General features: G+C 66.9%; 23 protein-coding genes and 1 pseudogene. 13 read left to right on the forward strand and 11 right to left on the reverse strand.

The window, feature by feature from the left end; translation table 11 throughout:
* Positions 1–118 precede the first annotated feature (118 nt).
* From VSX79_RS15685 to VSX79_RS15700, 4 genes are all read left to right on the forward strand, one after another.
* Complete coding sequence (locus tag VSX79_RS15685; RefSeq protein WP_326913809.1) at positions 119–2,263, forward strand: TonB-dependent receptor; 2,145 nt, start codon at positions 119–121, stop codon at positions 2,261–2,263.
* A 130-nt stretch (positions 2,264–2,393) separates the two neighbouring features.
* On the forward strand, positions 2,394–3,476 hold the full coding sequence (locus VSX79_RS15690; RefSeq protein WP_326915262.1) for a PepSY-associated TM helix domain-containing protein: 1,083 nt from the start codon (positions 2,394–2,396) through the stop codon (positions 3,474–3,476).
* Between the two features lie 208 nt (positions 3,477–3,684).
* On the forward strand, positions 3,685–5,853 hold the full coding sequence (locus VSX79_RS15695) for a primosomal protein N' (RefSeq protein ID WP_326913810.1): 2,169 nt from the start codon (positions 3,685–3,687) through the stop codon (positions 5,851–5,853).
* 71 nt (positions 5,854–5,924) lie between these two features.
* Entirely contained in the window at positions 5,925–7,484 is a 1,560-nt protein-coding gene (locus VSX79_RS15700; protein WP_326913811.1) for a hypothetical protein, read from the forward strand.
* Between the two features lie 4 nt (positions 7,485–7,488).
* On the opposite strand, the gene VSX79_RS15705 is transcribed toward VSX79_RS15700, so the two are convergent.
* From VSX79_RS15705 to VSX79_RS15720, 4 genes are read right to left on the reverse strand one after another with little or no spacing between them, the layout of a single operon-like run.
* Entirely contained in the window at positions 7,489–8,247 is a 759-nt protein-coding gene (locus VSX79_RS15705) for an isocitrate lyase/PEP mutase family protein (RefSeq protein WP_326913812.1), read from the reverse strand.
* A gap of 38 nt (positions 8,248–8,285) precedes the next feature.
* Complete coding sequence (locus tag VSX79_RS15710; protein ID WP_326913813.1) at positions 8,286–8,717, reverse strand: nuclear transport factor 2 family protein; 432 nt, start codon at positions 8,715–8,717, stop codon at positions 8,286–8,288.
* Between the two features lie 8 nt (positions 8,718–8,725).
* Positions 8,726–9,787, reverse strand: a complete 1,062-nt coding sequence (ada, locus tag VSX79_RS15715) for a bifunctional DNA-binding transcriptional regulator/O6-methylguanine-DNA methyltransferase Ada (protein ID WP_326913814.1) — start codon at positions 9,785–9,787, stop codon at positions 8,726–8,728.
* On the reverse strand, positions 9,784–10,254 hold the full coding sequence (locus VSX79_RS15720) for a DUF1203 domain-containing protein (RefSeq protein ID WP_179493773.1): 471 nt from the start codon (positions 10,252–10,254) through the stop codon (positions 9,784–9,786). Before VSX79_RS15720 ends, ada begins: the two co-directional genes overlap by 4 nt.
* A 102-nt stretch (positions 10,255–10,356) precedes the next feature.
* Here VSX79_RS15720 and VSX79_RS15725 point away from each other — a divergent pair, with 102 nt between their 5' ends.
* Positions 10,357–11,895: a S1C family serine protease gene (locus VSX79_RS15725; protein ID WP_326913815.1), complete on the forward strand. Its 1,539-nt coding sequence runs from the start codon at positions 10,357–10,359 to the stop codon at positions 11,893–11,895.
* A 31-nt stretch (positions 11,896–11,926) separates the two neighbouring features.
* Here the strand turns inward: VSX79_RS15725 and VSX79_RS15730 are convergent, their stop codons facing one another.
* Both VSX79_RS15730 and VSX79_RS15735 read right to left on the reverse strand, forming a co-directional pair.
* The gene (locus VSX79_RS15730; protein WP_326913816.1) at positions 11,927–12,457 is read right to left on the reverse strand and encodes an AAA family ATPase; all 531 of its coding nucleotides are present in this window, start codon (positions 12,455–12,457) and stop codon (positions 11,927–11,929) included.
* Positions 12,454–13,131: a dienelactone hydrolase family protein gene (locus VSX79_RS15735; RefSeq protein ID WP_326913817.1), complete on the reverse strand. Its 678-nt coding sequence runs from the start codon at positions 13,129–13,131 to the stop codon at positions 12,454–12,456. Before VSX79_RS15735 ends, VSX79_RS15730 begins: the two co-directional genes overlap by 4 nt.
* A gap of 201 nt (positions 13,132–13,332) precedes the next feature.
* Here VSX79_RS15735 and VSX79_RS15740 point away from each other — a divergent pair, with 201 nt between their 5' ends.
* From VSX79_RS15740 to VSX79_RS15765, 6 genes are all read left to right on the forward strand, one after another.
* Complete coding sequence (locus VSX79_RS15740) at positions 13,333–13,899, forward strand: F0F1 ATP synthase subunit delta (RefSeq protein WP_179493764.1); 567 nt, start codon at positions 13,333–13,335, stop codon at positions 13,897–13,899.
* Between the two features lie 3 nt (positions 13,900–13,902).
* Complete coding sequence (gene atpA, locus VSX79_RS15745) at positions 13,903–15,432, forward strand: F0F1 ATP synthase subunit alpha (protein ID WP_179493762.1); 1,530 nt, start codon at positions 13,903–13,905, stop codon at positions 15,430–15,432.
* A 93-nt stretch (positions 15,433–15,525) separates the two neighbouring features.
* Entirely contained in the window at positions 15,526–16,401 is an 876-nt protein-coding gene (locus VSX79_RS15750; RefSeq protein ID WP_179493760.1) for a F0F1 ATP synthase subunit gamma, read from the forward strand.
* A gap of 24 nt (positions 16,402–16,425) precedes the next feature.
* Complete coding sequence (atpD, locus tag VSX79_RS15755; RefSeq protein ID WP_218844278.1) at positions 16,426–17,958, forward strand: F0F1 ATP synthase subunit beta; 1,533 nt, start codon at positions 16,426–16,428, stop codon at positions 17,956–17,958.
* Positions 17,959–18,000: 42 nt separating this feature from the next.
* Positions 18,001–18,258, forward strand: coding sequence for an ATP synthase F1 subunit epsilon (locus VSX79_RS15760; RefSeq protein WP_179493758.1), 258 nt, complete (start codon positions 18,001–18,003; stop codon positions 18,256–18,258).
* A 191-nt stretch (positions 18,259–18,449) separates the two neighbouring features.
* The gene (locus VSX79_RS15765; protein WP_179493756.1) at positions 18,450–19,946 is read left to right on the forward strand and encodes a CpaF family protein; all 1,497 of its coding nucleotides are present in this window, start codon (positions 18,450–18,452) and stop codon (positions 19,944–19,946) included.
* Between the two features lie 117 nt (positions 19,947–20,063).
* Here VSX79_RS15765 and VSX79_RS15770 read toward each other — a convergent pair whose 3' ends face one another.
* On the reverse strand, positions 20,064–20,249 hold the full coding sequence (locus tag VSX79_RS15770) for a hypothetical protein (RefSeq protein WP_326913818.1): 186 nt from the start codon (positions 20,247–20,249) through the stop codon (positions 20,064–20,066).
* Positions 20,250–20,301: 52 nt separating this feature from the next.
* Between VSX79_RS15770 and VSX79_RS15775 the strand changes: the two genes are divergently transcribed.
* Together VSX79_RS15775 and aat are read left to right on the forward strand one after the other, a co-directional pair.
* Positions 20,302–21,132 (forward strand): class I SAM-dependent methyltransferase, encoded by an 831-nt coding sequence (locus VSX79_RS15775; protein ID WP_326913819.1) that lies wholly within the window; start codon positions 20,302–20,304, stop codon positions 21,130–21,132.
* Between the two features lie 62 nt (positions 21,133–21,194).
* Positions 21,195–21,917 carry a leucyl/phenylalanyl-tRNA--protein transferase gene (aat, locus tag VSX79_RS15780; protein ID WP_326913820.1) on the forward strand — a complete coding sequence of 241 codons (723 nt, stop codon included), beginning with the start codon at positions 21,195–21,197 and terminating at the stop codon, positions 21,915–21,917.
* Positions 21,918–21,952: 35 nt separating this feature from the next.
* On the opposite strand, the pseudogene VSX79_RS15785 reads toward aat, so the two are convergent.
* From VSX79_RS15785 to VSX79_RS15800, 4 genes and pseudogenes are all read right to left on the reverse strand, one after another.
* Positions 21,953–22,189: pseudogene (locus VSX79_RS15785) on the reverse strand (DUF2155 domain-containing protein); the annotation flags it as partial.
* 161 nt (positions 22,190–22,350) lie between these two features.
* Positions 22,351–22,737: an NADH:ubiquinone oxidoreductase subunit NDUFA12 gene (locus VSX79_RS15790; protein ID WP_179493750.1), complete on the reverse strand. Its 387-nt coding sequence runs from the start codon at positions 22,735–22,737 to the stop codon at positions 22,351–22,353.
* Positions 22,738–22,797: 60 nt separating this feature from the next.
* Entirely contained in the window at positions 22,798–23,259 is a 462-nt protein-coding gene (locus VSX79_RS15795) for a DUF192 domain-containing protein (RefSeq protein WP_326913821.1), read from the reverse strand.
* 29 nt (positions 23,260–23,288) lie between these two features.
* A complete protein-coding gene (locus tag VSX79_RS15800; protein ID WP_326913822.1) occupies positions 23,289–23,861 on the reverse strand; it encodes a regulatory protein RecX in 573 nt (190 codons plus the stop codon).
* Positions 23,862–23,950: the final 89 nt, after the last annotated feature.

Genomic DNA, 23,950 nt, shown 5'->3' on the forward strand with positions numbered 1-23,950 from the left:
GAAGATGATAGCGCGCTTTGGCGAGCCTGTCCCCTCTCCCATGTTCGATAGCAGCGGTCTTTCTTCTTGCTTTTGAGAATGTGTCGCACTAGCGCGCGCTCCGAAACAGGAGTCCCGAATGAACCGCAAAATGACCGTCGCCGCGCTCGCCTGCACCGCGCTGTCCACCCCCGCCCTTGCGCAGGACGGTGCGCCCGCCGCCGACGGGACCGGAGGCGGTGAGACGATCATCGTCACCGCCGCGCGCACCATATTGCCGCCGAATGCGCTGCCGCTGACGATCGATATTATCGACAAGGATGCGCTCGACCAGCAGATCGCGATTTCGGGATCGGTCACCGATGCGGTCGCGACGCTCTCGCCCAGCTTTTCGCCGACGCGGCAGAAACTCTCGGGCGCGGGCGAGACGCTGCGCGGGCGCTCGCCGCTCTATGCGATCAACGGCATCCCGCAATCGACCCCGCTGCGCGACGGCAGCCGCGACGGCTTCACGATCGACGGTTTTTTCGTCGATCGTGTCGAGCTGATCTTCGGGTCGAACGCCTTGCAAGGGATCGGCGGCACCGGCGGCATCGTCAACCAGGTGACCGTCGGCGCGCCCACCGAAGAGGGCGTGTCGGGCCGCGCGCTGCTGCAGGCGACCGCCGACAATGATCTTTCCGACGAAGGCATGGGCGGCAAGGTCGCGGGCCTCGTCCAGTATAAGGCGGGGCGCTTCGACGCGTCGGTCGGCGCGGCATGGGAACGCCGCGGCGTCTTTTTCGACGGCGAGGGCCGGCGCGTCGGGATCAATCTGACGCAGGGCGAAACGCAGGATTCGGAGACGCTCTCGCTGTTCGGCCGCTTCGGTTACGCCGTCACCGACACGATGCGGCTCGACCTGATCGCCAGCCGCTTCGAGCTCGAAGGCGACGGCGATTATGCCGCGGTCGCGGGCGACAAGCTCGGCGGCCTGCCGACGAGCGCCGAGCCCGGCACCCCGCCGGGCGTCCCCGCGACGGGACGCACCGAAAGTCTCGCGCTATCGCTGACCGACACCGACCTCGGCGGCGGCAATTTCATCAGCCAGATCTTCTGGAACCGCAGCCGCGACACCTTCGGCGGCGAACCCAACCCGATCGCGACCTTTCAGGACGCATCGATCGCACCCGTCGGCACGCTGTTCGACCAGTCGCAGAACCGCAGCCGCAAATATGGCGGCAAGCTCAGCTACGAACGCGCGGTGCCGGGGCTGGAGGCGCTGACGCTGATCGCGGGTTTCGACGCGCTGTGGGATTCGACCGAGCAGCGGCTGATCGCCACCGACCGCGTCTGGGTGCCGCCGACCGATTTTCGCAGCCTCGCGCCCTTCGGCCAGGCGAACCTCGAGCTGGCGGGCGGTCTCGTCCGGCTCGCGGGCGGCGTGCGCTATGAAAATGTAAAGATCACGATCGACGATTATACGACGCTCGCCTCGTCGGGCAGCACCTTTGTGTCGGGCGGCAGCCCGACCTTCGACGATGTGTTGCTCAACGGCGGCGTCATCGTCGAGCCCGTCCCCGGCATCCGCGCCTATGCGAGCTATGCCGAAGGCTACACCGTCCCCGACGTCGGCCGCATCACGCGCGCGGTGCGCACGGCGGGGACCGACATCGACAATTTCCTCGACATCTCGCCGATCGTCTCGAACAATCGCGAACTGGGGGTCGAGGTGAAGCGCGGCCCGCTCGATGCCAGCGCGACCTATTTCTGGTCGTCGAGCAAGAAGGGCCAGCTGCTCATCGCGCGGCCCGACGGCATTTTCGAGGTGCTGCGCCAGCGCGTCGAGATCGAGGGGCTCGAAATCAACCTTGCGGTCAGGATGCCGGTCGACGGACTGACGCTGTCGGCGGGCTATGCGCATATCATCGGCCAGTTCGACGAGGACGAGGACGGCGTGGTCGAAACCGACCTCGACGGCGCGAATATCTCGCCCGACCGGCTGAACCTTGCCGCGGCCTATGCCAACGGTCCTTTCTCGGCGCGGGTGCAGACGCAATTCTATCTGGCGCGAACCTTCCGCGGCCCGAACCGCGACGCGCGCAACGATTTCGAGGGCTATAATCTGACCGACGCGATCGTCCGCTACCAGACCGGCCTCGGCGGGGTCAGCCTCGCGGTGTCGAACCTGTTCGACAAACAATATATCAGCTACGCGAGCGACACCCAGCGCCCGACCGACAATTTCTTCAACTTCGCGGGCCGCGGGCGCAGCTTCACGCTGGGGTGGGACTACCGTTTCTGACTATGGCCTTGCCGTCCGAACCCGTCATTGCGAGGGCCAAAGGCCCGTGGCAATCCAGAGCGGCGCAAAACCGCCCTGGATTGCTTCGCTCCGCTCGCAATGACGACGGTTCTGAAACGGCGATCCCATGATCAAGCTGCTCGACACGCTGCACCGCTGGACGGGGGGCCTGATCGGCCTCGTGCTCGCGCTACTCGGCCTGTCGGGCACGATCCTGCTTTACGAGCATCTATGGATCGGCGTGCCGGGAACCAGCGATCCGCTGCGCGGCGACCTCGCCACGGTCGCCGCGACCACCGAGCGGCTGATGGCGGCACCGGGCGCGCAAGGCATCATCTATGCCGACGAACGCTTCGGGCTGCATCAGCTGCGCTTCACTGAAGGCGCCGGCGCCTATGCCAGCCAGTCGGGCGAGATCGTCACGCGATGGGCGAGCCAGTGGGAGCGGCCCGAACTCTGGATCTTCGACTTCCACCACCATCTCTTCGCTGGTGACAGCGGCGAATGGGCAATCGGAATTGCGGGGCTCAGCGGGCTTTTTTTCGTCGTCAGCGGCGCCATTCTCTGGTGGCGGACGCGCAAGACCTTCCAGCTCCGCCTCTGGCCCAAGCGGATGAGCCGCCCCGCGATCGTCATGCACCACCGCGACCTCGGCATCGTCGTCGCGCCGTTGCTGCTGATCTCGATCGTCACCGGCACGATGATGATCTTCCGCCCCTTCGCCTTAGCGGTCGTCGCGCCCTTCGGCCCGGTCGCCGAGACCGCGAAGGCGCTCGATCCGCCGAAATACAAGGGCGGCCCGCTCGCCGAAAAGCCCGACTATACCGCGATGCTGACCGAAGCGCGCCGCCGCTTTCCCGACGCCGAATTCCGCATCCTGAGCCTGCCGCGCAAACCCGGCGACCCGATCAGCCTGCGGATGAAGCAGCCCGCCGAATGGCTGCCCAACGGGCGCACCACGCTGGCGTTCGATGCCGCAACGGGTGAAGTGCTGGCCACGCGCGACGCGCTGACGCTCGCCCCCGGAGCGCAAGCGTTCAACATGGCTTTCCCGATCCACGCGTCGAAGGTCGGCGGCTGGGCGTGGCGCAGCGTGCTGACGGTTTCGGGACTCTCACTGACGCTGCTTGGCAGCCTTGCGGTGTGGACCTTCTGGTTCAGGCGGCCGAAGGCGGCGCGGCGTCCGGTTAAGGCGGCGCTGGCTTCGGCCTAGGCTCCAGAGTCGGCTCTGGGCTGGTTATCGGCCGGTCCTGCACCCCGGCGAAAGCCGGGGCCCGGTGCGGAAATACGCCAGGTAAAGCGTGGACTTTCTGGACCTCGCCTTTCGCCGGGGCACACATCTCTATCGGCACCCAATGGTCGCCAGCCGCCGACCTCGGCGCTTTCCTATTTTACCCGCCGCCCTATATCCTCCCTCATCCATGACCCGCGCCCGCGTCCTTCTCCTCACCGCCGCCCTCGGCCCGCTCGACTATCGTGTCCCGCGCGAGCACGAGGCGCCGCTCGGCAGCGTCGTCATCGCGCCCTTGGGGCCGCGACGGATGGGCGGGGTAGTGTGGGAGGATGAAAGCTTCGGCGCGCCCGAACCCGTCGGCGACAACCGGCTGCGCAACCTCTACGAAGTCGTGCCCGTGCCGCCGATCGCCGCGCCGCTCCGCCGCCTCGTCGAATGGACGAGCGACTATTATCTCAGCCCCCCGGGGTCGGTGCTGCGCATGGTGCTGCCCGGGGTCGCCTTTGCCGACGCGCGGCGCCCGGTCGTCGAATATCGCGCCACCGGCGAACTTCCCACGCGGATGACGCCGCAGCGCACCGTCGCGCTCGAAAAGATCGGCGCGCGGCAAGGGATCGTGCGCGAACTCGCCGCGATTGCCGAAGTCAGCGACGCCGTAATCCGGGGACTCGCGAACACCGGCGCGCTCGAAGCCGTGACCGTCTCGGCCGACCAGCCCTATCCCGAACCCGACCCGGCCTTCGCCCCGCCCGACCTGTCCGACGAGCAGACCGCCGCCGCCGCGCAGCTTCGCGAAGCGATCGCCGCAGCGAAGTTCGACACGCTGCTTCTCGACGGCGTGACCGGATCGGGCAAGACCGAAGTCTATATGGAGGCGATCGCCGCCGCGATCGATGCGGGCAAGCAGGCGCTGGTGCTGCTCCCCGAAATCGCGCTGACCGAACCGATGCTCACCCGCTTCGCCGCGCGCTTCGGCTGCGAGCCGGTGGCGTGGCACTCCGGCCTCCGTTCGACCGAGCGTCGCCGTGCCTGGCATGCAATCGCGAGCGGCGAGGCAAAGATCGTCGTCGGCGCGCGTTCGGCGCTGTTCCTGCCCTATGGCAATCTCGGCGTCATCGTCGTCGACGAGGCGCATGAGACCAGCTTCAAGCAGGAGGATGGCGTCCATTATCACGCGCGCGACGTCGCGGTGATGCGCGGGCATTTCGAGGGCCTTCCCGTCGTCCTCGCCAGCGCCACCCCCGCGCTCGAAAGCCTCGCGATGGTCGAGGCGGGCCGCTATCGCCATATCGTCCTGCCCGCGCGCTTCGGCGGCGCGACCCTGCCCGACCTTGCGGCGATCGACATGCGGCAGGACCCGCCCGACCGCGGCCGCTGGCTCGCCCCGCCGCTCGTCGACGCGCTCGCCGACCGATTGCAAAAGGGCGAGCAGAGTCTCCTCTTCCTCAACCGCCGCGGCTTCGCGCCGCTGACGCTCTGCCGCACCTGCGGCCACCGCATCCAGTGCCCGAACTGCACCGCGTGGATGGTCGAGCACCGCCTCGTCCACCGCCTCGCCTGCCACCATTGCGGCCATGTCATGCCGCCGCCGCGCCTCTGCCCCGAATGCGAGGATGAGGACAGCCTCGTCGCCTGCGGGCCGGGGGTCGAGCGCGTCGCCGACGAGGTGGCCTTACGCTTTCCCGAAGCAAGGACGGCCATCGTCACGTCCGACACCTTGTGGTCGCCCGCGAAGGCGGCCGAATTCGTCGACAATGTCGAGGGCGGGCTGGTCGACATCATCATCGGCACCCAGCTCGTCACCAAGGGCTATCATTTCCCGAATCTCACCCTCGTCGGCGTCGTCGATGCCGACCTCGGACTCGACGGCGGCGACCTCCGCGCTTCCGAGCGCACCTTCCAGCAGATCGCGCAGGTCGCGGGGCGCGCCGGGCGCGGGGTCAAGCCCGGCGAGGTGCTGATCCAGACGCGCGTGCCCGACGCCCCCGTCATGGCGGCGCTCGTCGCCAACGACCGCGACGGTTTTTATTCGGCCGAAGCCGCGGCGCGCAAATTCGCCGGCGCGCCGCCCTATGGCCGCTTCGCCGCGCTCGTCATTTCGTCCGAGGATATCGAAGTCGCGCGCGGGCAGGCGCAGCGGCTGGGGCAAAAGGCGCCCGTCGCCGACGGCCTCGCGGTCTATGGCCCCGCGCCGGCCCCGCTCGCGATGCTGCGCGGCCGCCACCGCTTCCGCCTCTTGCTCCACGCCCCGCGCAGCTTCGACCTGCAGGGGACGATCCGCGCGTGGGTGAACAGCGTCGAATGGTCCACGAAGGCGCGGCTCGCGATCGACATCGACCCCTATAGCTTTGTGTAAGCGTAACAGGGCTTTACTGTAACGGCGCGCGCTGGCAGCATCCCTGCGGGGTTAGAATGCGGGGGCGCAGAATGAAGAAAATCGGCTTGGGCCTGCTGGCCGGGATCGCGATGGTCGCAATTGCCGGGCCGGCCGAGGCGAAATGGCTTCGCGCCGACACCGACAGTTTCATCATCTATAGCGAGAGCAACGAAAAATCGCTGCGCGACTTCGCGGAAAATTTGCAGCGGTTCGACACCACGCTCCGCCTGCTCTTCAACGTCAAAACGCCGGGCGAGGAAAGCAAGCTTCCCATCTACCTCGTCCCCGCGGCGAACGATGTCGCCGAACTGGCGACCGGATCGCGCAGCGCCCCGGTCGCGGGCTTTTATCGCCAGGACCGCGACGGCAGCTTTGCGCTGTCCTTTCGCCAGAATAGCGGCAGCGGCGGCATCGCCGACACGTCGGCCGCCCAGCAGGTGCTGTTCCACGAATACAGCCACCATTTCATGAAGCGCCACTTGCGCGCCGCCTTCCCCGCCTGGCTGATCGAGGGGTTCGCCGAATATTATTCGACGGTCGATTTCGACAAGAAGGGCCACGCGATGATCGGCCGACCCGTCTATCGCCGCGCTTATGGCCTGTTGCAGATGCCGAAAATCCCGGCCGAAAAACTCCTGTTCGAACAACCCCGCGCAATGCGAAACAGCGGGCAGACCGACGTCTATTACGGCCGCGCGTGGATTTTGACCCATATGCTGATGCACAGCCCGACGCGCGGCGATCAGGTCAATCGGTACACCAATGCCATCAACGCCGGCACCGACGCCCGCCAGGCGGCATCCGACGCTTTTGGCGACCTGGCCCTGCTCGACAAGGATCTCAACCGCTATATTCAGGGCAAGCTGAGCTATCGGACGACCCGCGCGCCGGTCCCGGTGTCAGCAAACATCCGCATCGCGCCGGTGCCGTCCGACGAGGATGCGGTGATCATGGCGCGGCTGGAGCGACTGAATGCACGCGGCGACGCGGCGCGCTTCACCAAGGCGCGCGACGCGCTGCGCGCACTCGCCGCCGCCGAGCCCGCCAACGCCGATGCGCAGTTCGAACTGGCGGCGGCCGAATGGGATATGGACCGCGATGTCCGCGACCTCGCCGCGATGCGCTCCGCACTCGACAAGGTGCTGGCGGCGAAGCCGGACCATGTTCGCGCCAATGTCCTGCTCGGCCGGCTGCTCCTCGATCAATTGCGCGAAAAGGGCGAAGATGACCCTGCCGCGTGGCGCGAGGCTCGCAAGCCGATCCAGCTCGCCAACCGCACCGATCCCAACGATGCGGTGCCGCTCTATGCCTATTTCGACAGCTTTCTGGCCGAAGGGAAGCGGCCGAGCGAAATGGCGATCAAGGCGCTCGAACGCGCCTTTGTCCTGACGCCCGAGAATATCGAGATGCGGGTCGCCTATGCCTTCGCGCTCGCCAATCAGGGCGAGTTTGATCCCGCCGTGCGGCTGGCGAAGACCGTCGCCTTCGATCCGCACGACAATGGGCGGGGCGAAGCCATGCTCGAACGGCTGGAGGCCATACGCGAACGCCGCGCTGGCGCTACCGGCGGCGACACGAAGGCCGCTGCCGATAGCGGCGGGACAGACTGATCCCTCAATAATCGGGTTCGGCGCCGCCCATGACATCGCTCGCCTGCGCCGCCAGCCACGCCATCGCGGCCGCCCAGGGCTGATGCCCATGGCTGATCCGCGCGACGCCGAGCGCGGCGAGTTCCTTGTGCGTCGGCCCGCCCTTGCCGCGCAGGATATTCACCGGCAGCGGCGACGCGTCGCAGATCGCGCCGATACACGCCGGGTCGAGCAGGAAGGGCACGAACAGCGACCCCGCCCCCGCATCGGCATAGGCGCGCGCGCGTTCGAGCGTCGCGGCGACCAGCGCGTCGCCATCCTTCGCCGCATCGGCCCCGCGGAAGGTGTCGCAGCGCGCGTTGACGAAAATCCCGGTGTCCGCGGCGGCGCGATAGCGCGCCACCGCCTCGGGGATCGCGAGCAGCTCGCTCGCCCCGGGCAGCCGGTCCTCCATGTTGATCCCCGCCGCACCCGCGGCCTTCGCGCGGCCGACCGATGCGCCGACCGTCGCCGGATCGGCGCCATAGCCCGATTCCATGTCGATCGTCACCGGCAGGTCGGTGACCGCGAGGATGCGTTCGAGGTTGGCGAACACATCCTCGAGCGGGAAATCCTCGCCGTCCGCGCGCCCCTGCGCGCCCGCGACGCCGAAGCTGCCCGTCGCGATCGCCTTCGCGCCCGCTCCGGCAACCGCCTTCGCGCTCCCCGCGTCCCAGATGTTGACGAGGATCAGCGGGTCGCCGGGAACGTGCAGCGCGCGAAATCGGGCAATCTTGTCGGTCATGGAAGAACTCCGTTGTTGTCGATACCAGCACAGGCGGCTCACGCGATCCGGTCGGCGGGCGCCGAGCCGAAAACCTGATCATAGCCGCTTTTCGTGTCCATATATTCGCGGATATACCGAACGCGCGCGCCATGCATTTCAAAGATGAAAACATAGTCGAGCGCATAGTCGCAGCCGTTGGCGAGGGTCGCGCTCTGACGCTGCTCGAATATGACGCGGTTCCCCTCGGCGGTCAGTGAAATCGGCTCGACGCGCATCCCGTTGCTGAAGAGCCGCGGATAATCGTCGATGAGAAAACGGGCAATCGCGTCGGCGCCGATCATATGGTCGGTCACGCCGAGCGCGATTGCGGTGGCGTTGCGGGGTGGTGCCCGCCATTCGGCATCCTCGGCCAGAACCGCGCATATCTGCGCGGCGTCGCGCGTGGCGAAGGCGCGCCAGGCCGCTATCGCGGCTTCCTTGCTGGTCATCATCGCCTTCAGAAATCGTCGAGGCGCCGCTGCCCGGACGCGCCCTCACGCCTGAGCAGCTCGTCCTTGATCGGCAGGCCATAGGCATAGCCGCCGAGCGTCCCGTCGCTGCGCACGACGCGGTGGCACGGGATCAGCACCGCGACATTGTTCGCGCCGTTGGCGCTCCCCGCCGCGCGCACCGCATTGGGCTTGCCGACAGCGGCGGCGATATCCGAATAGCTGCGCGTTTCGCCTGCGGGGATCTTGCGCAGCTCGCGCCACACGGCTTCCTGAAAGGCGGTGCCCTTCACGTCGATCGGGATATGGTCGAATCCGTTCACCGGCGCTTCGACGGCATCGACGACCTGCTTCAGCAGCGCTTCGAACGCTTCGCCGCCCTCGATCAGGGCGGCTGCGGGAAAGCGCTCCTCGAGCGCCTCGCGCCCCTCGGCGAAGCTCAGGCGGCACACGCCTTTGCCAGTCGCCGCGACGAGCATGTCGCCGAGGCTGGTCGGCACCACCGCCCAGTGGATCGTCGCGCCCTTGCCGCCGTTTGCCCAGGCCGAAGCCGTCATACCCATGCGTCCCTCCATATTGTCATAGAAACGCGACGGCCCCGAAAAGCCTGCGTCGTAAATCGCGTCGGTCACCCGGCCCGCCTCGCTCAGCGCGGCCCGGGCGCGTTCCTCGCGGAGCGCGCGGGCATATGCGGCGGGCGACAGGCCGGTGTGACGCGTGAAGACGCGCTGGAAATGCGTCGGCGAATAGCCGGTGCGACCGGCGAGATCGGCGAGCGCGAGCGGTTCCTCGCTTTGCTTGATCGCCTCGATCGCCGCGAGCACCGCGCCCTCGTCGCGCGCGACATCGTCGGGCAGGCAACGCTTGCACGGGCGCAGCCCGGTTTCGCGCGCCGCCGCGCCGTCGGTGAAGAAACGCACATTTTCGCGTAGCGGATGCCGCGCGGCGCAGCTCGGCCGGCAATAGATGCCGGTGGTGAGCACACCGGTGACGAAGCGTCCGTCGAGCGCGCGGTCGCGGCGCAGCACCGCCGCCCAGCGATCGTCGTCGGTCATCAGGTCGGCGCTCATGCTCCATCCCTTTCGATGCGCGCGGCGAAACAGCCATGCGCGGCATTATGCGCATCGATATAGGCAATGGCCGCGTCGGCGAACAGGTCGCGGATCGCGCTATCCACCTCGCCCGGACCCGCAAGCCGCGCGGTTTGCAGCATGCCCTCGGCGTCGAAGGCGCGCAGCGCGAGCGAGCGCCCCTCGAACACCGGCGGCACGTCGTCGCGGTAGGCCGCAGCGGTCACTCCAGGCCGGACGTAAATCGCATAGGCGCTGCGATAGGGAGTCGCGACATCGTGGCTGGTGTGATGGATCAGGATCAGCTCCTCGCCGGCCTTCGCATCCTCGAGGCTGATCCGACAGGGAAAGCCGCGGTCGGCGGTCGCGGTCACACGGCGCGCGTTGATCGCGGCGAGGCCCGCGTCGTCGAGCGCGAAGAGCGGCGCAAAGCGATCGGGGCTGAGCCCCTCGATCAGATAGGTCATCGAAAACATCCTTTCTCGGCTGTTGGAGCATGAATGCCACAGCGCGATTCGCACCGCGTCCCGATGCTTGCGTTCAAAGTTCGGGCGACTAGTGTGCCTCGCATGACCCGTCTCATCGCGCTTCTCCTCGCTCTCGTCACTTTCGCCCTTCCGGCGCACGCCGCCGACGACATCAGCGCCGCCTCGCGCAGCGTCGTGCGCGTCGTCACCGTCGCGATGATGGACGGCGAGGTCGTCGGCTTCGGGCATGGCAGCGGCATCGCCATCTCGCCGACGCGTATCGTCACCAATGCGCATGTCGTCGAATCGGCGGCGCGCTACCCCGGCAATGTCGCGCTCGGCGTCGTCCCGTCGGAAGGACAGAAAAGCTATGCCGGCAAGCTGATCGCGATCGACACCGCGCGCGACCTCGCGCTCGTCGAAATCACCGAAGGGCGGCTGCCCGTCGCCGCCATCTACACCGGCCCGCTCGAATCGGGCGCCGACGTCGTTGCCCTCGGCTATCCCGGCAACGTCGACCTCGCGACCGCGCGCAGCGCCAACGACTATATCACCCCGCGCACCCCGACGCGCAGCGAGGGCAATATGTCGAACCTGCAGTCGGTCGACGGCGTCACGATGCTGATCCACACCGCGAAAATCTCGCGCGGCAATTCGGGCGGTCCCCTCGTCGACCAGTGCGGGCGAATCGCCGGCATCAACACCGCGATCACGCGCGCCGACGACGGCGATTCGCCCTTCGCCTTCGCCATTTCGGGGCGTGAGCTGATGCGCTTCCTCGCCGACGCGGGACAGCAATATACGAGCGTCGGCACCCCTTGCCTGTCGATGGCCGAGGCCGACGCCCGCGACCGCGCCGCGCTCGACGCCGAAACGCGCGCCGAGATCGAGGCCAATGCCGCCAGAAATGCCGCCGCAAAACTCGACCGCGAGCTCAAGCTGGCGCGCGCCGGGGAGGAGGCGCTCGCCGCGCGCGAGAATCGCATCGCGCTCGCGGGCGTGCTGTTCGTGATCGGCGCGCTCGCCGCGGGTGCCGGGCTGATGTTCTACAGCCAGAAGAATCTGCGTAACGCCAAGATCGCGGGCGGCGCCGGCGCGGTGCTGATCATCGGCGCGGCGCTGTTGTTCGCCACCCGCCCCGACGCGCATGCCGAACTCGCCCCGGACGCGGCGAAGGCGCCCGCAACCGCGGCGCCCAAGCTGGCCCAGGGCAGCCTGCTCTGCACGATCCGTCCGGACCGCAGCCGCATCACCGTATCGGCGACGACCGACGTGCCGATCACGATCGGCAAGGGCGGCTGCGTCAACGGGCGCACCCAATATACAAGGGGCGCCGACGACCGCTGGCAACGCATCCTCGTTCCCAACGAGGAAGCGACCGTCACCGTCGCCTCGATCGATTCGGCGGGCCGCGACTATCGCGTCGACCGCTATCTGCTCGATGCCGAGACGATGGCCAAGGCGCGCGAGACGCGCGCGACGGTCACCATCAAGAGCTGCACAGCCGACCCCGACGAACTCGCGGGGCTCGCCGCGCAACAGGACGCGATCCGCAGCGCGCTGCCCGCCACCCCGAACGAGCGGCTCGTCTATCGCTGCCAGCCGGCGGCGGGAGCGGCGGCGAAGCCGAAGGAAAGCTGACGCTCTTCCGCAACGACCCCGTCCCCGCGCGCTATGCCAGGTCGAGCGCGGCGCATATTTGCTCCGCTGCGTCGGCGGCGCTCACCGCGCCCGTATCGATCGCGACCCGCGCCTCGGGCAGCGGCGGATAGGCGAAGGCACCCTGCGCATCGAGTTCGCGGTAAAGCGCCAGCGACGACAATTTGCCGCTTGCCTGCCGCGATGCGGTCTCGACCCGAGCCTCGATCACGTCGGGCGGGCAGCTGAGCGCGACGAAATCGACATGGCCGCCCGCCGCCTCGACCAGCGCCGCGACGCGGCCCGGAAAATCGGGCGCGACGCTCGCTTCGGGGTGGAAGGTGAAGATCATCGAGCGGTCCTCGGCCGCCGCCGCCGCGAAAACGTCGAGCCATATCCGCTCGCGCAGATCGACAAAGGCTGGGCTGCCGAACGGAAACACCGCGAGCAGCGCATCGACGACAAGATGATTGTGGAACAGCGACAGGCCGGTGCGCGCCGCAAGCTCGCGCGCGACGGTCAGCTTTCCCGATGCTGCGGGACCGTGGATGAAGACCAGCCTCATCCCCCGCACGCCCTGAACAGCATCAGCGTGCGTTCGCGCGCCAATTCGCTCGACGGTTCGTGATAATCCTTGCGCCGGTCGCTGTTGAAGCCGTGGTTCGCGTCATAGACGAAGACCTGCGCGGTCGGATGATCCTTCGCGATCAGCGCCTCGACCCCCGCCATCGGGATGCCCGCGTCATAGCGGCCGAAATGCGCGATGGTCGCGCAGCGCGGCGCCTCGTCCCTGAACATGGTGGGGACAAGGCTGCCGTAATAGGCCGACGCCGCGGCAAGATCGGGGCTGACCTGCGCCATCCGCCACGCGACCGAGCCGCCATAGCAATAGCCGGTGATGAAGACGGGGCCCTTCGCTTTGAGCGCGTCGATGCACGTCTGCGCATCCTTGAGGCTCTGCTCGAACGGGTGCAGCTCGCGCGCGAGCTGCACCGCGCGCTCGAACTGCGGGCCCGAATAGTCGCTCTCGAACCCCGGATGCTCGCGGTCGAAGAGCGCGGGGCTCAGCACCTCATAGCCGTCGGCGGCATATTCGTCCGCCAGCTCGCGGATATGGTCGGTGACGCCGAAAATCTCCTGGATGAGCACCAGCCCGCCGCGCCGCTCGCCCTCCGCCTCGGCATGATAGACGGCAATTTCAGCGCCATCGTCCATCATCATCCGGATCATGTCGCCCATCGCTCGCCCTTCCTCCTCACCCACAAATTTTCGTTCTGCCGTCCCTATCGCGCGAGGGGCCAAAAGCAATCGCCCCACATCCTTGCATTGCGGCAAAATCGTTGCTACGCGCGCCCCGACTTTGCAGCGGGGGGCATTTTCGGATGCCGGGCAAATCCGCGCAGCCATCCCCCTCGGGATCGAAGAAAAGGACTTTCGCGCGTGGAGAATTCCGGCGGCATTCAGGGCAACATCACGGCGGGCCTCGCGGGCCGCTATGCGGTCGCTTTGTTCGATCTGGCGCGCGAATCGAACGCGATCGACGCGGTCGCCAAGAGCCTCGGCGACCTGCGCGCAGGCATCGCCGAATCGGCCGACCTGTCGGCGCTGATCGCCAGCCCCGTCGTCGGCCGCGCCGACGCCGCGAATGCCATCGCCGCGGTCGCCAAGGCGATGAAGCTCGATTCGCTCACCACCAAGTTCCTCGGCGTGCTCGCCGAGAACCGCCGTCTCGCCGACCTGCCCAGGATGATCGACGCCTTCGACGCGATCGTCGCCGACCATCGCGGCGAAGTGACCGCCAAGGTCACCAGCGCGCACCCGCTCAGCGCGGCGCAGCTGAAAGAGCTGGCCGCGAACCTCAAATCCCGTGTCGGGCGCGACGTCACCGTCGCGGCGACCGTCGATCCCGCCATCCTCGGCGGCCTCGTCGTCCAGCTGGGCAGCCAGCTGATCGACGGCAGCATCCGTACCCGTCTCAATAGCTTCGCGACTGCGATGAAAGGCTGAATAATGGAAATCCGCGCCGCTGAAATCAGCAAGGTCATCAAGGACCAGATCGCCAATTTCGGGACCGACGCCACGGTCAGCGAAATCGGCTCGGTGCTCTCGGTCGGCGACGGCATCGCCCGCGTCCACGGCCTCGACAACGTCCAGGCCGGTGAAATGGTCGAATTCGCCAATGGCGTGCAGGGCATGGCGCTCAACCTCGAAGCCGATAACGTCGGTATCGTGATCTTCGGCAGCGACGCCGAGATCAAGGAAGGCGACCAGGTCAAGCGCACCGGCACGATCGTCGACGTCCCCGTCGGCAAGGGCCTGCTCGGCCGCGTCGTCGATGGCCTCGGCAATCCGATCGACGGCAAGGGCCCGATCAAGGCCGACAAGCGCATGCGCGTCGAAGTCAAGGCGCCGGGCATCATCCCGCGCACCTCGGTTCACGAACCCGTCCAGACCGGTCTCAAGGCGCTCGACGCGCTCGTCCCCGTCGGCCGCGGCCAGCGCGAGCTGATCATCGGCGACCGCCAGACCGGCAAGACCGCCGTCGCGATCGACACCTTCATCAACCAGAAGCAGGCCAACGCCGGCGACGATGAGTCGAAGAAGCTCTATTGCATCTATGTCGCGGTCGGCCAGAAGCGCTCGACCGTCGCGCAGATCGTCCGCCAGCTCGAAGAAAATGGCGCGATGGAATATTCGATCGTCGTCGCCGCGACCGCGTCGGAGCCCGCTCCGCTGCAGTTCCTCGCGCCCTACACCGGCTGCACGATGGGCGAGTTCTTCCGCGATAACGGCATGCACGCCGTGATCGTCTATGACGACCTTTCGAAGCAGGCCGTCGCTTACCGCCAGATGTCGCTGCTGCTGCGCCGCCCGCCGGGCCGCGAAGCCTATCCCGGCGACGTTTTCTATCTGCACAGCCGCCTGCTCGAGCGCGCCGCGAAGATGAACAGCGACAATGGTTCGGGTTCGCTCACCGCGCTGCCGATCATCGAAACGCAGGCGGGCGACGTGTCGGCCTATATCCCGACCAACGTGATTTCGATCACCGACGGCCAGATCTTCCTCGAAACCAACCTGTTCAACGCCGGTATCCGCCCCGCGATCAACGTCGGCCTGTCGGTGAGCCGCGTCGGCTCGGCCGCGCAGACCAAGGCGATGAAGAAGGTGTCGGGCTCGATCAAGCTCGAACTCGCGCAGTATCGCGAGATGGAAGCGTTCGCGCAGTTCGGTTCGGACCTCGACGCCTCGACGCAGAAGCTGCTCAACCGCGGCGCGCGCCTGACGCAGCTTTTGAAGCAGCCGCAGTTCCAGCCGATGCCGTTCGAGGAGCAGACCGCGTCGATCTTCGCCGGCACCAACGGCTATCTCGACAATGTCGCGACGACCGACGTGTCGCGTTACGAAGCGGCGATGCTCGCCTATCTGCGCAGCGATCATGCCGATGTGCTGAAGACGATCCGCGACACCAAGGACCTCGGCGACGACGCCAAAAAGGGTCTGGTCGCGGCGCTCGACGCCTTCGCCAAGATTTTCGCGTAACCATTCACGTCGTCGTCCCGGCGAAAGCCGGGATCTCGACGATGAGGCCCCGGCCTTCGCCGGGGTGACGAACAAAGGGTAAAGACGGGACTTATGGCCAGTCTGAAGGAACTCAAAGGGCGCATCGTCTCGGTCAAATCGACCCAGAAGATCACCAAGGCCAAGAAGATGGTCGCCGCCGCCAAGCTCCGCAAGGCGCAGGCGGCCGCCGAAGCCGCGCGTCCTTACGCGGAGCGGCTCGAAGGCGTCGTCGCCAGCCTCGCGTCGAAGGTCGGCGCGTCGGATTCGGCGCCGAAGCTGCTTTCGGGCACGGGCAAGAGCGACACGCACCTGCTCGTCGTGCTCAACAGCGATCGCGGCCTCGCCGGCGCGTTCAACTCGAACATCGTCAAGGCCGCGCGCGACAAGGCGCTCGAACTGCAATCGCAAGGCAAGAAGGTTCTCTTCTACCTCGTCGGCCGCAAGGGCCGTCCGGTGATCGCGCGTCTGTTCCCGGGCCAGATCATCGAACAATATGAAACGACCGGCATCCGCGACATCGGCTTCGAACAGGCGAGCGACATCTCGGCGAAGGTGATGGAGCTTTACGAGGCCGGCGCCTTCGACGTCGCGCACCTCTTCTATTCGAAGTTCCGCTCGGCGCTGCTCCAGGAAGCGACCGGCCAGCAACTGATCCCCGTTCCCGCGCCGGTCGACGTTCCGGCACCCGGCGGCGCCGCGGTCGAATATGAACCCGACGAGGAGGCGATCCTCGCCGACCTCTTGCCGCGCAACATCACCATCCAGATCTTCAAGGGCCTGCTGGAAAACGCCGCATCCGAGCAGGGCGCGTCGATGACCGCAATGGACAATGCGACGCGCAACGCGGGCGACCTGATCAACAAGCTGACCATCGTTTACAACCGCACGCGTCAGGCGGCGATCACGACCGAACTCATCGAAATCATTGCAGGCGCGGAAGCGCTCTAAGCTATCCAAGCAAGGAAGAAAGTAATGGCTACCGCTCCCGAGAAGAAGGCTCCCGCCAAGAAGGCCGCAGCGCCCAAGGCTGCTGCGCCGAAGAAGGCCGCTGCTCCCAAGGCTGCTGCCACCGGCATCGCGACCGGCCGCGTCGCGCAGGTTATCGGCGCCGTCGTCGACGTCCAGTTCACCGGCCCGCTGCCCGCGATTCTGAACGCGCTCGAAACCGACAACAATGGCAACCGCCTCGTCCTCGAAGTCGCGCAGCACCTCGGCGAAAACACCGTCCGCACGATCGCGATGGACGCGACCGACGGCCTCACCCGCGGCCAGCCCGTCACCGACACCGGCGCGCAGATCTCGGTTCCCGTCGGCCCGCAGACGCTCGGCCGCATCCTCAACGTCATCGGCGACCCGATCGACGAGCGCGGCCCGGTGAACGCCGGCATGAGCGCGCCGATCCACGCCAAGGCCCCCGAATTCGTCGACCAGTCGACCGAAGCCGCGATCCTCGTCACCGGCATCAAGGTCATCGACCTGATCGCGCCTTACGCAAAGGGCGGCAAGATCGGCCTGTTCGGCGGCGCGGGCGTCGGCAAGACCGTTCTCATTCAGGAGCTGATCAACAACATCGCCAAGGGCCACGGCGGCGTGTCGGTGTTCGCGGGCGTCGGTGAACGCACCCGCGAAGGCAACGACCTCTATCACGAATTCCTCGACGCCGGTGTTATCGCCAAGGACGCCGACGGCAACCCGACCCCCGACGGGTCGAAGGTGGCGCTGGTGTTCGGCCAGATGAACGAGCCGCCGGGCGCCCGCGCTCGCGTCGCGCTCTCGGGCCTCACCATGGCCGAATATTTCCGCGACCAGGAAGGGCAGGACGTGCTCTTCTTCGTCGACAACATCTTCCGCTTCACGCAGGCGGGTTCGGAAGTGTCGGCGCTGCTCGGCCGTATTCCTTCGGCCGTGGGTTACCAGCCGACCCTGTCGACCGACATGGGCGCGCTGCAGGAACGCATCACCTCGACCAACAAGGGCTCGATCACCTCGGTGCAGGCCATTTACGTTCCCGCGGACGATTTGACCGATCCGGCGCCTGCTACGTCGTTCGCTCACTTGGATGCGACCACCACGCTCAACCGCGCGATTTCGGAACTCGGCATCTATCCGGCGGTCGATCCGCTCGATTCGACCAGCCGCGTGCTGACCGCCGCGATCGTCGGCCAGGAGCATTATGAAACCGCCCGCCGCGTTCAGGAAACGCTGCAGAAGTACAAGTCGCTGCAGGACATCATCGCGATCCTCGGCATGGACGAGCTGTCGGAAGAAGATAAGCTGGTCGTCGCCCGCGCGCGCAAGATCCAGCGCTTCCTGTCGCAGCCCTTCCACGTCGCCGAAGTCTTCACCGGCATTCCCGGCAAGTTCGTCGCGATCGAGGACACGGTGAAGTCGTTCAAGGCCGTCGTCGACGGCGAATATGACCACCTGCCCGAAGCGGCCTTCTACATGGTCGGCGGCATCGACGAAGCGGTCGCCAAGGCCGCGAAGCTCGCCGAAGACGCGTAATTAACCCCCTCCCCCTCAGGGGAGGGGCTTAAGGATGAAGACATGGCCCTGAAGTTCGAACTCGTCACCCCCGCCCGCCTCGAGCGGACCGCCGACGTCCATATGGTCACCGTGCCGGGGACCGAGGGCGATTTCTCGGTGCTCGAAGGCCATGCGCCCTTCATGGCGACGCTGCGCAACGGCCCGCTGACCATCTATGCCACCGCCGGCGCCGAGCCCGAAGTGATCGAGGTCGAGGGCGGCTTTGCCGAGGTGAGCGAAGCGGGCCTCACCGTCCTTGCCGAGCATATCGCCGGCTGATTTTTCGCCCGTCCACGGCGATCAAAAGCCCGCATCCCCCATCGGATGCGGGCTTTTTCATGCGCGCCGCATCTCTCCTTCGGCCGCATTAGGACAATGTCAAAGTTTCCGATTTATTCACCGTGTCCGATGGGGGTGCGTCCGCGGCTGCGGGCCATACCCGAAGGGATTTGGAAAGCAGGATAAAACGGATGAGTGCATTCGGACGCCGCCCCGGAACAGCTGGCCGCCCCGCCTTTGGCGTGGCGAAACCGATGCAGACTGGCCCCGGCGTGCCCGGCGGCGCGCAATTCCCCGCGATCGACACCGTGCCTGCCGAAGCCCCGCCGCCGATGCCGTCGAACCTGACCCCCGAAGAAGAGGCGATGGAGCGGCTGAACCAGCGTTCGACCGCCGAGGCGATGGAACCCGAAAAGGCGCAGGGCTTCGAAGCCAGCGTCCACAAGATCAAGGAACAGGTGCTGCCACGCCTGCTCGAACGCGTCGATCCGGAGGCGGCGGCAACGCTCAACAAGGACGAGCTGACCGAGGAATTCCGTCCGATCATCCTCGAAGTGCTTGCGGAACTGCGCATCACATTGAACCGCCGCGAGCAATTCGCGCTCGAAAAGGTGCTCGTCGACGAATTGCTCGGCTTTGGCCCGCTCGAGGAGCTTCTCGCCGATCCCGATATCAGCGACATCATGGTCAACGGTCCGTACCAGACCTATATCGAGCGCAAGGGCCAGCTCGTCATCGCGCCGATTCAGTTCCGCGACGAACAGCATCTGTTCCAGATCGCGCAGCGCATCTGCAACCTCGTAGGCCGCCGCGTCGACCAGACCACCCCGCTCGCCGACGCCCGCCTCAAGGACGGCAGCCGCGTCAACGTGATCGTCCCGCCGCTGTCCTTGCGCGGTACCGCGATCTCGATTCGTAAATTCTCGGCCAAGCCGATCACGCTCGACATGCTCTGCCAGTGGGGCGCGATGAGCCAGAAGATGTGCACCGCGCTCAAGATCGCGGGCGCCAGCCGCTTCAACATCGTCATCTCGGGCGGCACGGGCTCGGGTAAAACCACCATGCTCAACGCGCTGTCGAAGATGATCGACCCCGGCGAACGCGTGCTCACCATCGAGGACGCCGCCGAACTTCGCCTGCAGCAGCCGCACTGGCTGCCGCTCGAAACGCGCCCCGCGAACCTCGAGGGCAATGGCGCAATCCACATGGGCGACCTTGTCAAGAACGCGCTGCGTATGCGCCCCGACCGGATCATCATGGGCGAGGTTCGCGGCGCCGAATGTTTCGACCTTCTCGCCGCGATGAACACGGGTCACGACGGCTCGATGTGTACGCTTCACAGCAACAGCCCGCGCGAATGCCTCGGCCGTATGGAAAACATGGTGCTGATGGGCGACATCAAGATCCCGAAGGAAGCGATCTCGAAGCAGATCGCCGACTCGGTCGACCTGATCGTCCAGATCAAGCGCCTGCGCGACGGCTCGCGCCGCGTCACCAACGTCACCGAGGTGATCGGCATGGAAGGCGACGTCATCGTCACGCAGGAATTGTTCAAGTTCGAATATCTCGACGAGGACAAGGACGGCAAGATCGTCGGCGAATATCGCTCGATGGGCCTGCGCCCCTATACGCTCGAAAAGGCCCGCCAATACGGCTTCGACCAGCCCTATCTCGAGGCGTGCCTCTGAACTCGACGTCATTGCGAGGAGCGTAGCGACGAAGCAATCTCCAGCTATCGGCCTTGCACGAGACCCATAGCTGGAGATTGCTTCGCTCCGCTCGCAATGACGCAGAGTGAACGGCGCCTATGGCTTCAACGCGAACGCCGCCGCGAACAGCGCGACCGCGGCCGATGCCAGCGCGATCCCGCGCCATGGCATGAAACCGACCTGTTCGACGTCGCGCCGGTTGTTGCGGCGCCAGCTCGCGATCTCGGCAACGCCGAACAGCGCCGCAGCCGTGATCGCCACCGACAGCATCGACACTTGCATTACCGCGCAACCCTTCGCAAACAGGAGCCTTCCCTGGAGAGAGGTGCCCCATATGCGTCCGCTATTGATAGTTGCAAGTGCCGCCATCGCAATCGCCGTTCCCGCATCGGCGATGCAACACGACGACCATGCCGGCCACGCTGCGCCAAAGGCCGGTGAAGCGATCGCCGCAGCGGTCGCCGCGCCCACGCGCACGCCCGCCAACACCGCGCGCGACCCGTTTCGTCATCCCGCCGAAACGCTCGCCTTCTTCGGCGTGAAGCCCGGCGACACGGTGGTCGAGCTGTGGCCCGGCGGCGGCTGGTACACCGAAATCCTCGCCCCGCTGGCGAAGTCCGGCGGCGGCACCCTCTATGTCGCGGCGCCGTGGGAGCGCGGCCTTAACCGGATCAAGGAAAAACAGGCGGCCGATGCGGGCACCTATGGCGCGCTGAAGCTCGCCGAGTTCCCGGCCACGGGCGCGGGGACGAAGGTTCCCGACGGCAGCGCCGATGTCGTGCTGACCTTCCGCAACGTCCACAACTGGCGCTTTGGCGGCGCCGACAAGACCACCGACGCCTTCAAGCAGATTTTCGCGATGCTCAAGCCCGGCGGCACGCTCGGCGTCGTCGAGCACCGCCTCGATGAAAGCGACGACAGCGCGAAGGAAGAAAAGTCGGGCTATATGAAGAAAAGCTCGATCGTCGCCTTTGCCGAGGCCGCGGGCTTCAAGCTGGCGGGGGAAAGCGAGATCAACGCCAACCCCAAGGACACCAAGGATTATGCCAAGGGCGTCTGGACCCTTCCGCCGAGCCTGACCGAAGGCGAGACCGACCGCGCCAAATATGTCGCGATCGGCGAATCGGACCGCATGACGCTGAAATTCGTGAAGCCGGCGTCCTGAAGCCCATCGAATCCATCGATCCGGCGCTGCTGCTCAGCGCCTATGCGCAGGGCATTTTCCCGATGGCCGACGGGGCGGACGACCCGTCGGTCCATTGGGTCGAACCGCGCCTGCGCGCGATCCTGCCGCTGGGTGGCTTCCACCTGTCGCACAGCCTGAAAAAACTCATCGTGTCGGACCGCTTCCGCGTCACCACCGACACCGTCTTTGCCGACATGGTCGCGCTCTGCGCCGCACCCGCCGACGACCGGCCGACGACGTGGATCAACCCCGTCATCCGCGCGAGCTACGACCGGTTGTTCCAGCTCGGCCATGCGCACAGCGTCGAATGCTGGCTCGACGGCGAACTCGCCGGCGGCCTCTACGGCGTCACGCTCGGCCGCGCCTTTTTCGGCGAATCGATGGTCAGCCGCGCGCGCGACGCGTCAAAGGTCGCGCTCGCGCACCTCGTCGCGCGGCTCATCGCGGGCGGGTGGAAGCTGCTCGACTGCCAGTTCCTCACGCCGCACCTCGCCAGCCTCGGCGCGATCGAGATCCGCCAGGCCGACTATCTCGCGCGGCTTTATTCGGTGTTGGCGGGGGGCGACGGCGCGGCGACCTTGGGCGGCGCGACCGGGGCCGGCACAGCGGGTGCGGCCGGTGTCGCCGTTCCTTCGCCGCCGTTCGTCGCGGGCGACTGGCGCGCGCTCGATGCCTTGGGCGCGGCGCCGGCCTTGGGCGCCTCTCGCGCGACGGGTTCGCCGCCCGGATATGTCATCGCGCAGCTTTTGACGAAGACGTCGTAGATCGGATGCTCGATCACGTTGCGGTCGGGCCGCTCGCGGAAAATCCAGCCCGAAAAGACACGATACCATTTATCGTCGCGCTGGTCCTGCACCGTCAGCTGGACGAAGGCCCCGGTTTCGGGCGGATCCTCCCACGGCGCGGTGATCTCGCACGCGCGCAGCCGCACGATCGCGCGGCCGACGCGCGCCGAGTCGCCGGGCTTCATCTCGAGCTCGCGGACCAGGCCGTTGCGCTTGTTGAGCAAGCCGACGACGGCGACGCGCTCGGCCATCGGCGTCGCGCCCTCGATCCCGCCGACTTCCTGCGGCACGCGTTCGGATTTCGCGACTGTCGGAACCGTCGCGCTGCCACCCGCCTGCGGGGACCGGTCGCACGCCGTCAGCGCGGTCGCGGCCAGCAGCGCGGTCAGCGCGGTCGAAACCCGGCGCGGGGTCACTCGGCGCCGGGCCGCCAGGCCTCGTAATCGCCCGTCGCGGCGGCGCGGCGGCCACCCCGTTCGAGCGCGCCGGCGGGGCGATAGGCGCCCGTGCTGCCGGTCAGGTTCGCGCTCGCTTCCTTTTCCCATGCGCGCGGCGCGGGAAGGACATCGGTCGGCAACTCGTCGAACGTGCCGTGCAGCCAGCCGTGCCATTCGGGCGGCACCCGGCTCGCATCGTTCGACCCATTATAGATCACCCAGCGGCGGCCGCCCTTCTTCGCGCGGAAATAGCGGTTGCCGAGGCTGTCCTCGCCGACCTTCTCGCCCGTGCTCCAGCTGTTCAGCAGCGTGCCGACGGTCGCGCCGTCCCACCAGGTGAAAATCTTGCCCAAAATGCTCATGGGGTGGCGTTTACAGGCAAGCGCGCGCGGTCTGCAAGCGTCAAACCGCGCCGCGCGCCGCTATTTCTTGTCTTTCCACGTCACCGTCGCCGTCTCGTCGATGCCGAGCCGGGCCGCGGTCCCGCCCGCGAGTTCGAGCACGGCGCCAACCTCGCCGCCGCTCACCACGGGTTCGAGCGATTCGGGGATGGTATTTTCGGCGATCCGGTCGATGCTGCCGTCGGCGCGGATGAAGATCATGTCGAGCGGGATCAGCGTATTCTTCATCCAGAAGCTGCCGATCCGCGGTTTTGCGAAGGGGAACAGCATCCCGCCGCCCTCGGGCAGGCTGGTGCGGAACATCAGGCCGCGATCCTGCTCCTCGTCGGTGCGCGCGACTTCGACATCGAACCGGTGCGCCTTGCCCGCCATCGTGATCGTCACGGGGATCGTCGCGGCGCTTTCGGCCTCGCTGGCATCGCGAGTGCACGCCGCCATCGGCAGCGCGAACGACAGGGCAAGGGCGGTCAATATGGCACGCATCGGCAGTTCCTTTATCGGGCCGCCCCGCCCTAATCGAGCGCCGCTTCCTCGTCCAGCGCCGCCAGCGCGGCGTCGTCCCCCGGCGCGACGGCAAGGATGCGACGCGCGATCGCCAGGCTGTGCCCGGCGCGCAGGAAGGCGGCGAGTTGCCGCTCGCGCTGCTTCGGATCGTCGCTCGTCCGCATCGCGAACGGCCCGAACCGCCGCCGCCGCGCGAAACCGACGGCGGCCGCGAGGGCGACCCCCTCCGCCGCCTCGATCGCCTCGCCGCTGTCCTGCTCGGCGATGCCGTCGGCATAGAGCTGCGCCTTCACCCGCCGCACCCCGAGCCCGCGCCGCGTCATCGCGCCGGCGCGCATCGCCGCATATTGGCGGTCGTCGAGATAATGGAGCCGCTCCATCCGGTCGGCGATCGCCTCGCACGCCGTCATGGCGTCATTTTCGTCTATCCATTCGGATTCGCGGACTTTTCTGGCAAGATAGCGCATCAGTTTCGCGCGGCTCGTCGCGAATCGCGCGACATAGGCGAGCGCCAGTTCGTCGAGCTTCGCCGCGCCGAGAGGCCTTTTCGATCGGTCGGGGGGAGCGCGGCGATTGGCCATATGCCATGTTTGTGCCACAGTCGGGCCCGATTGAGAACGATCAACACCGCCATATCGGGCGATAAAGCCCGGAAATGGGCGATTTGTTC

Source organism: Sphingopyxis chilensis, from assembly GCF_035930445.1.
GTDB lineage: Bacteria > Pseudomonadota > Alphaproteobacteria > Sphingomonadales > Sphingomonadaceae > Sphingopyxis > Sphingopyxis chilensis.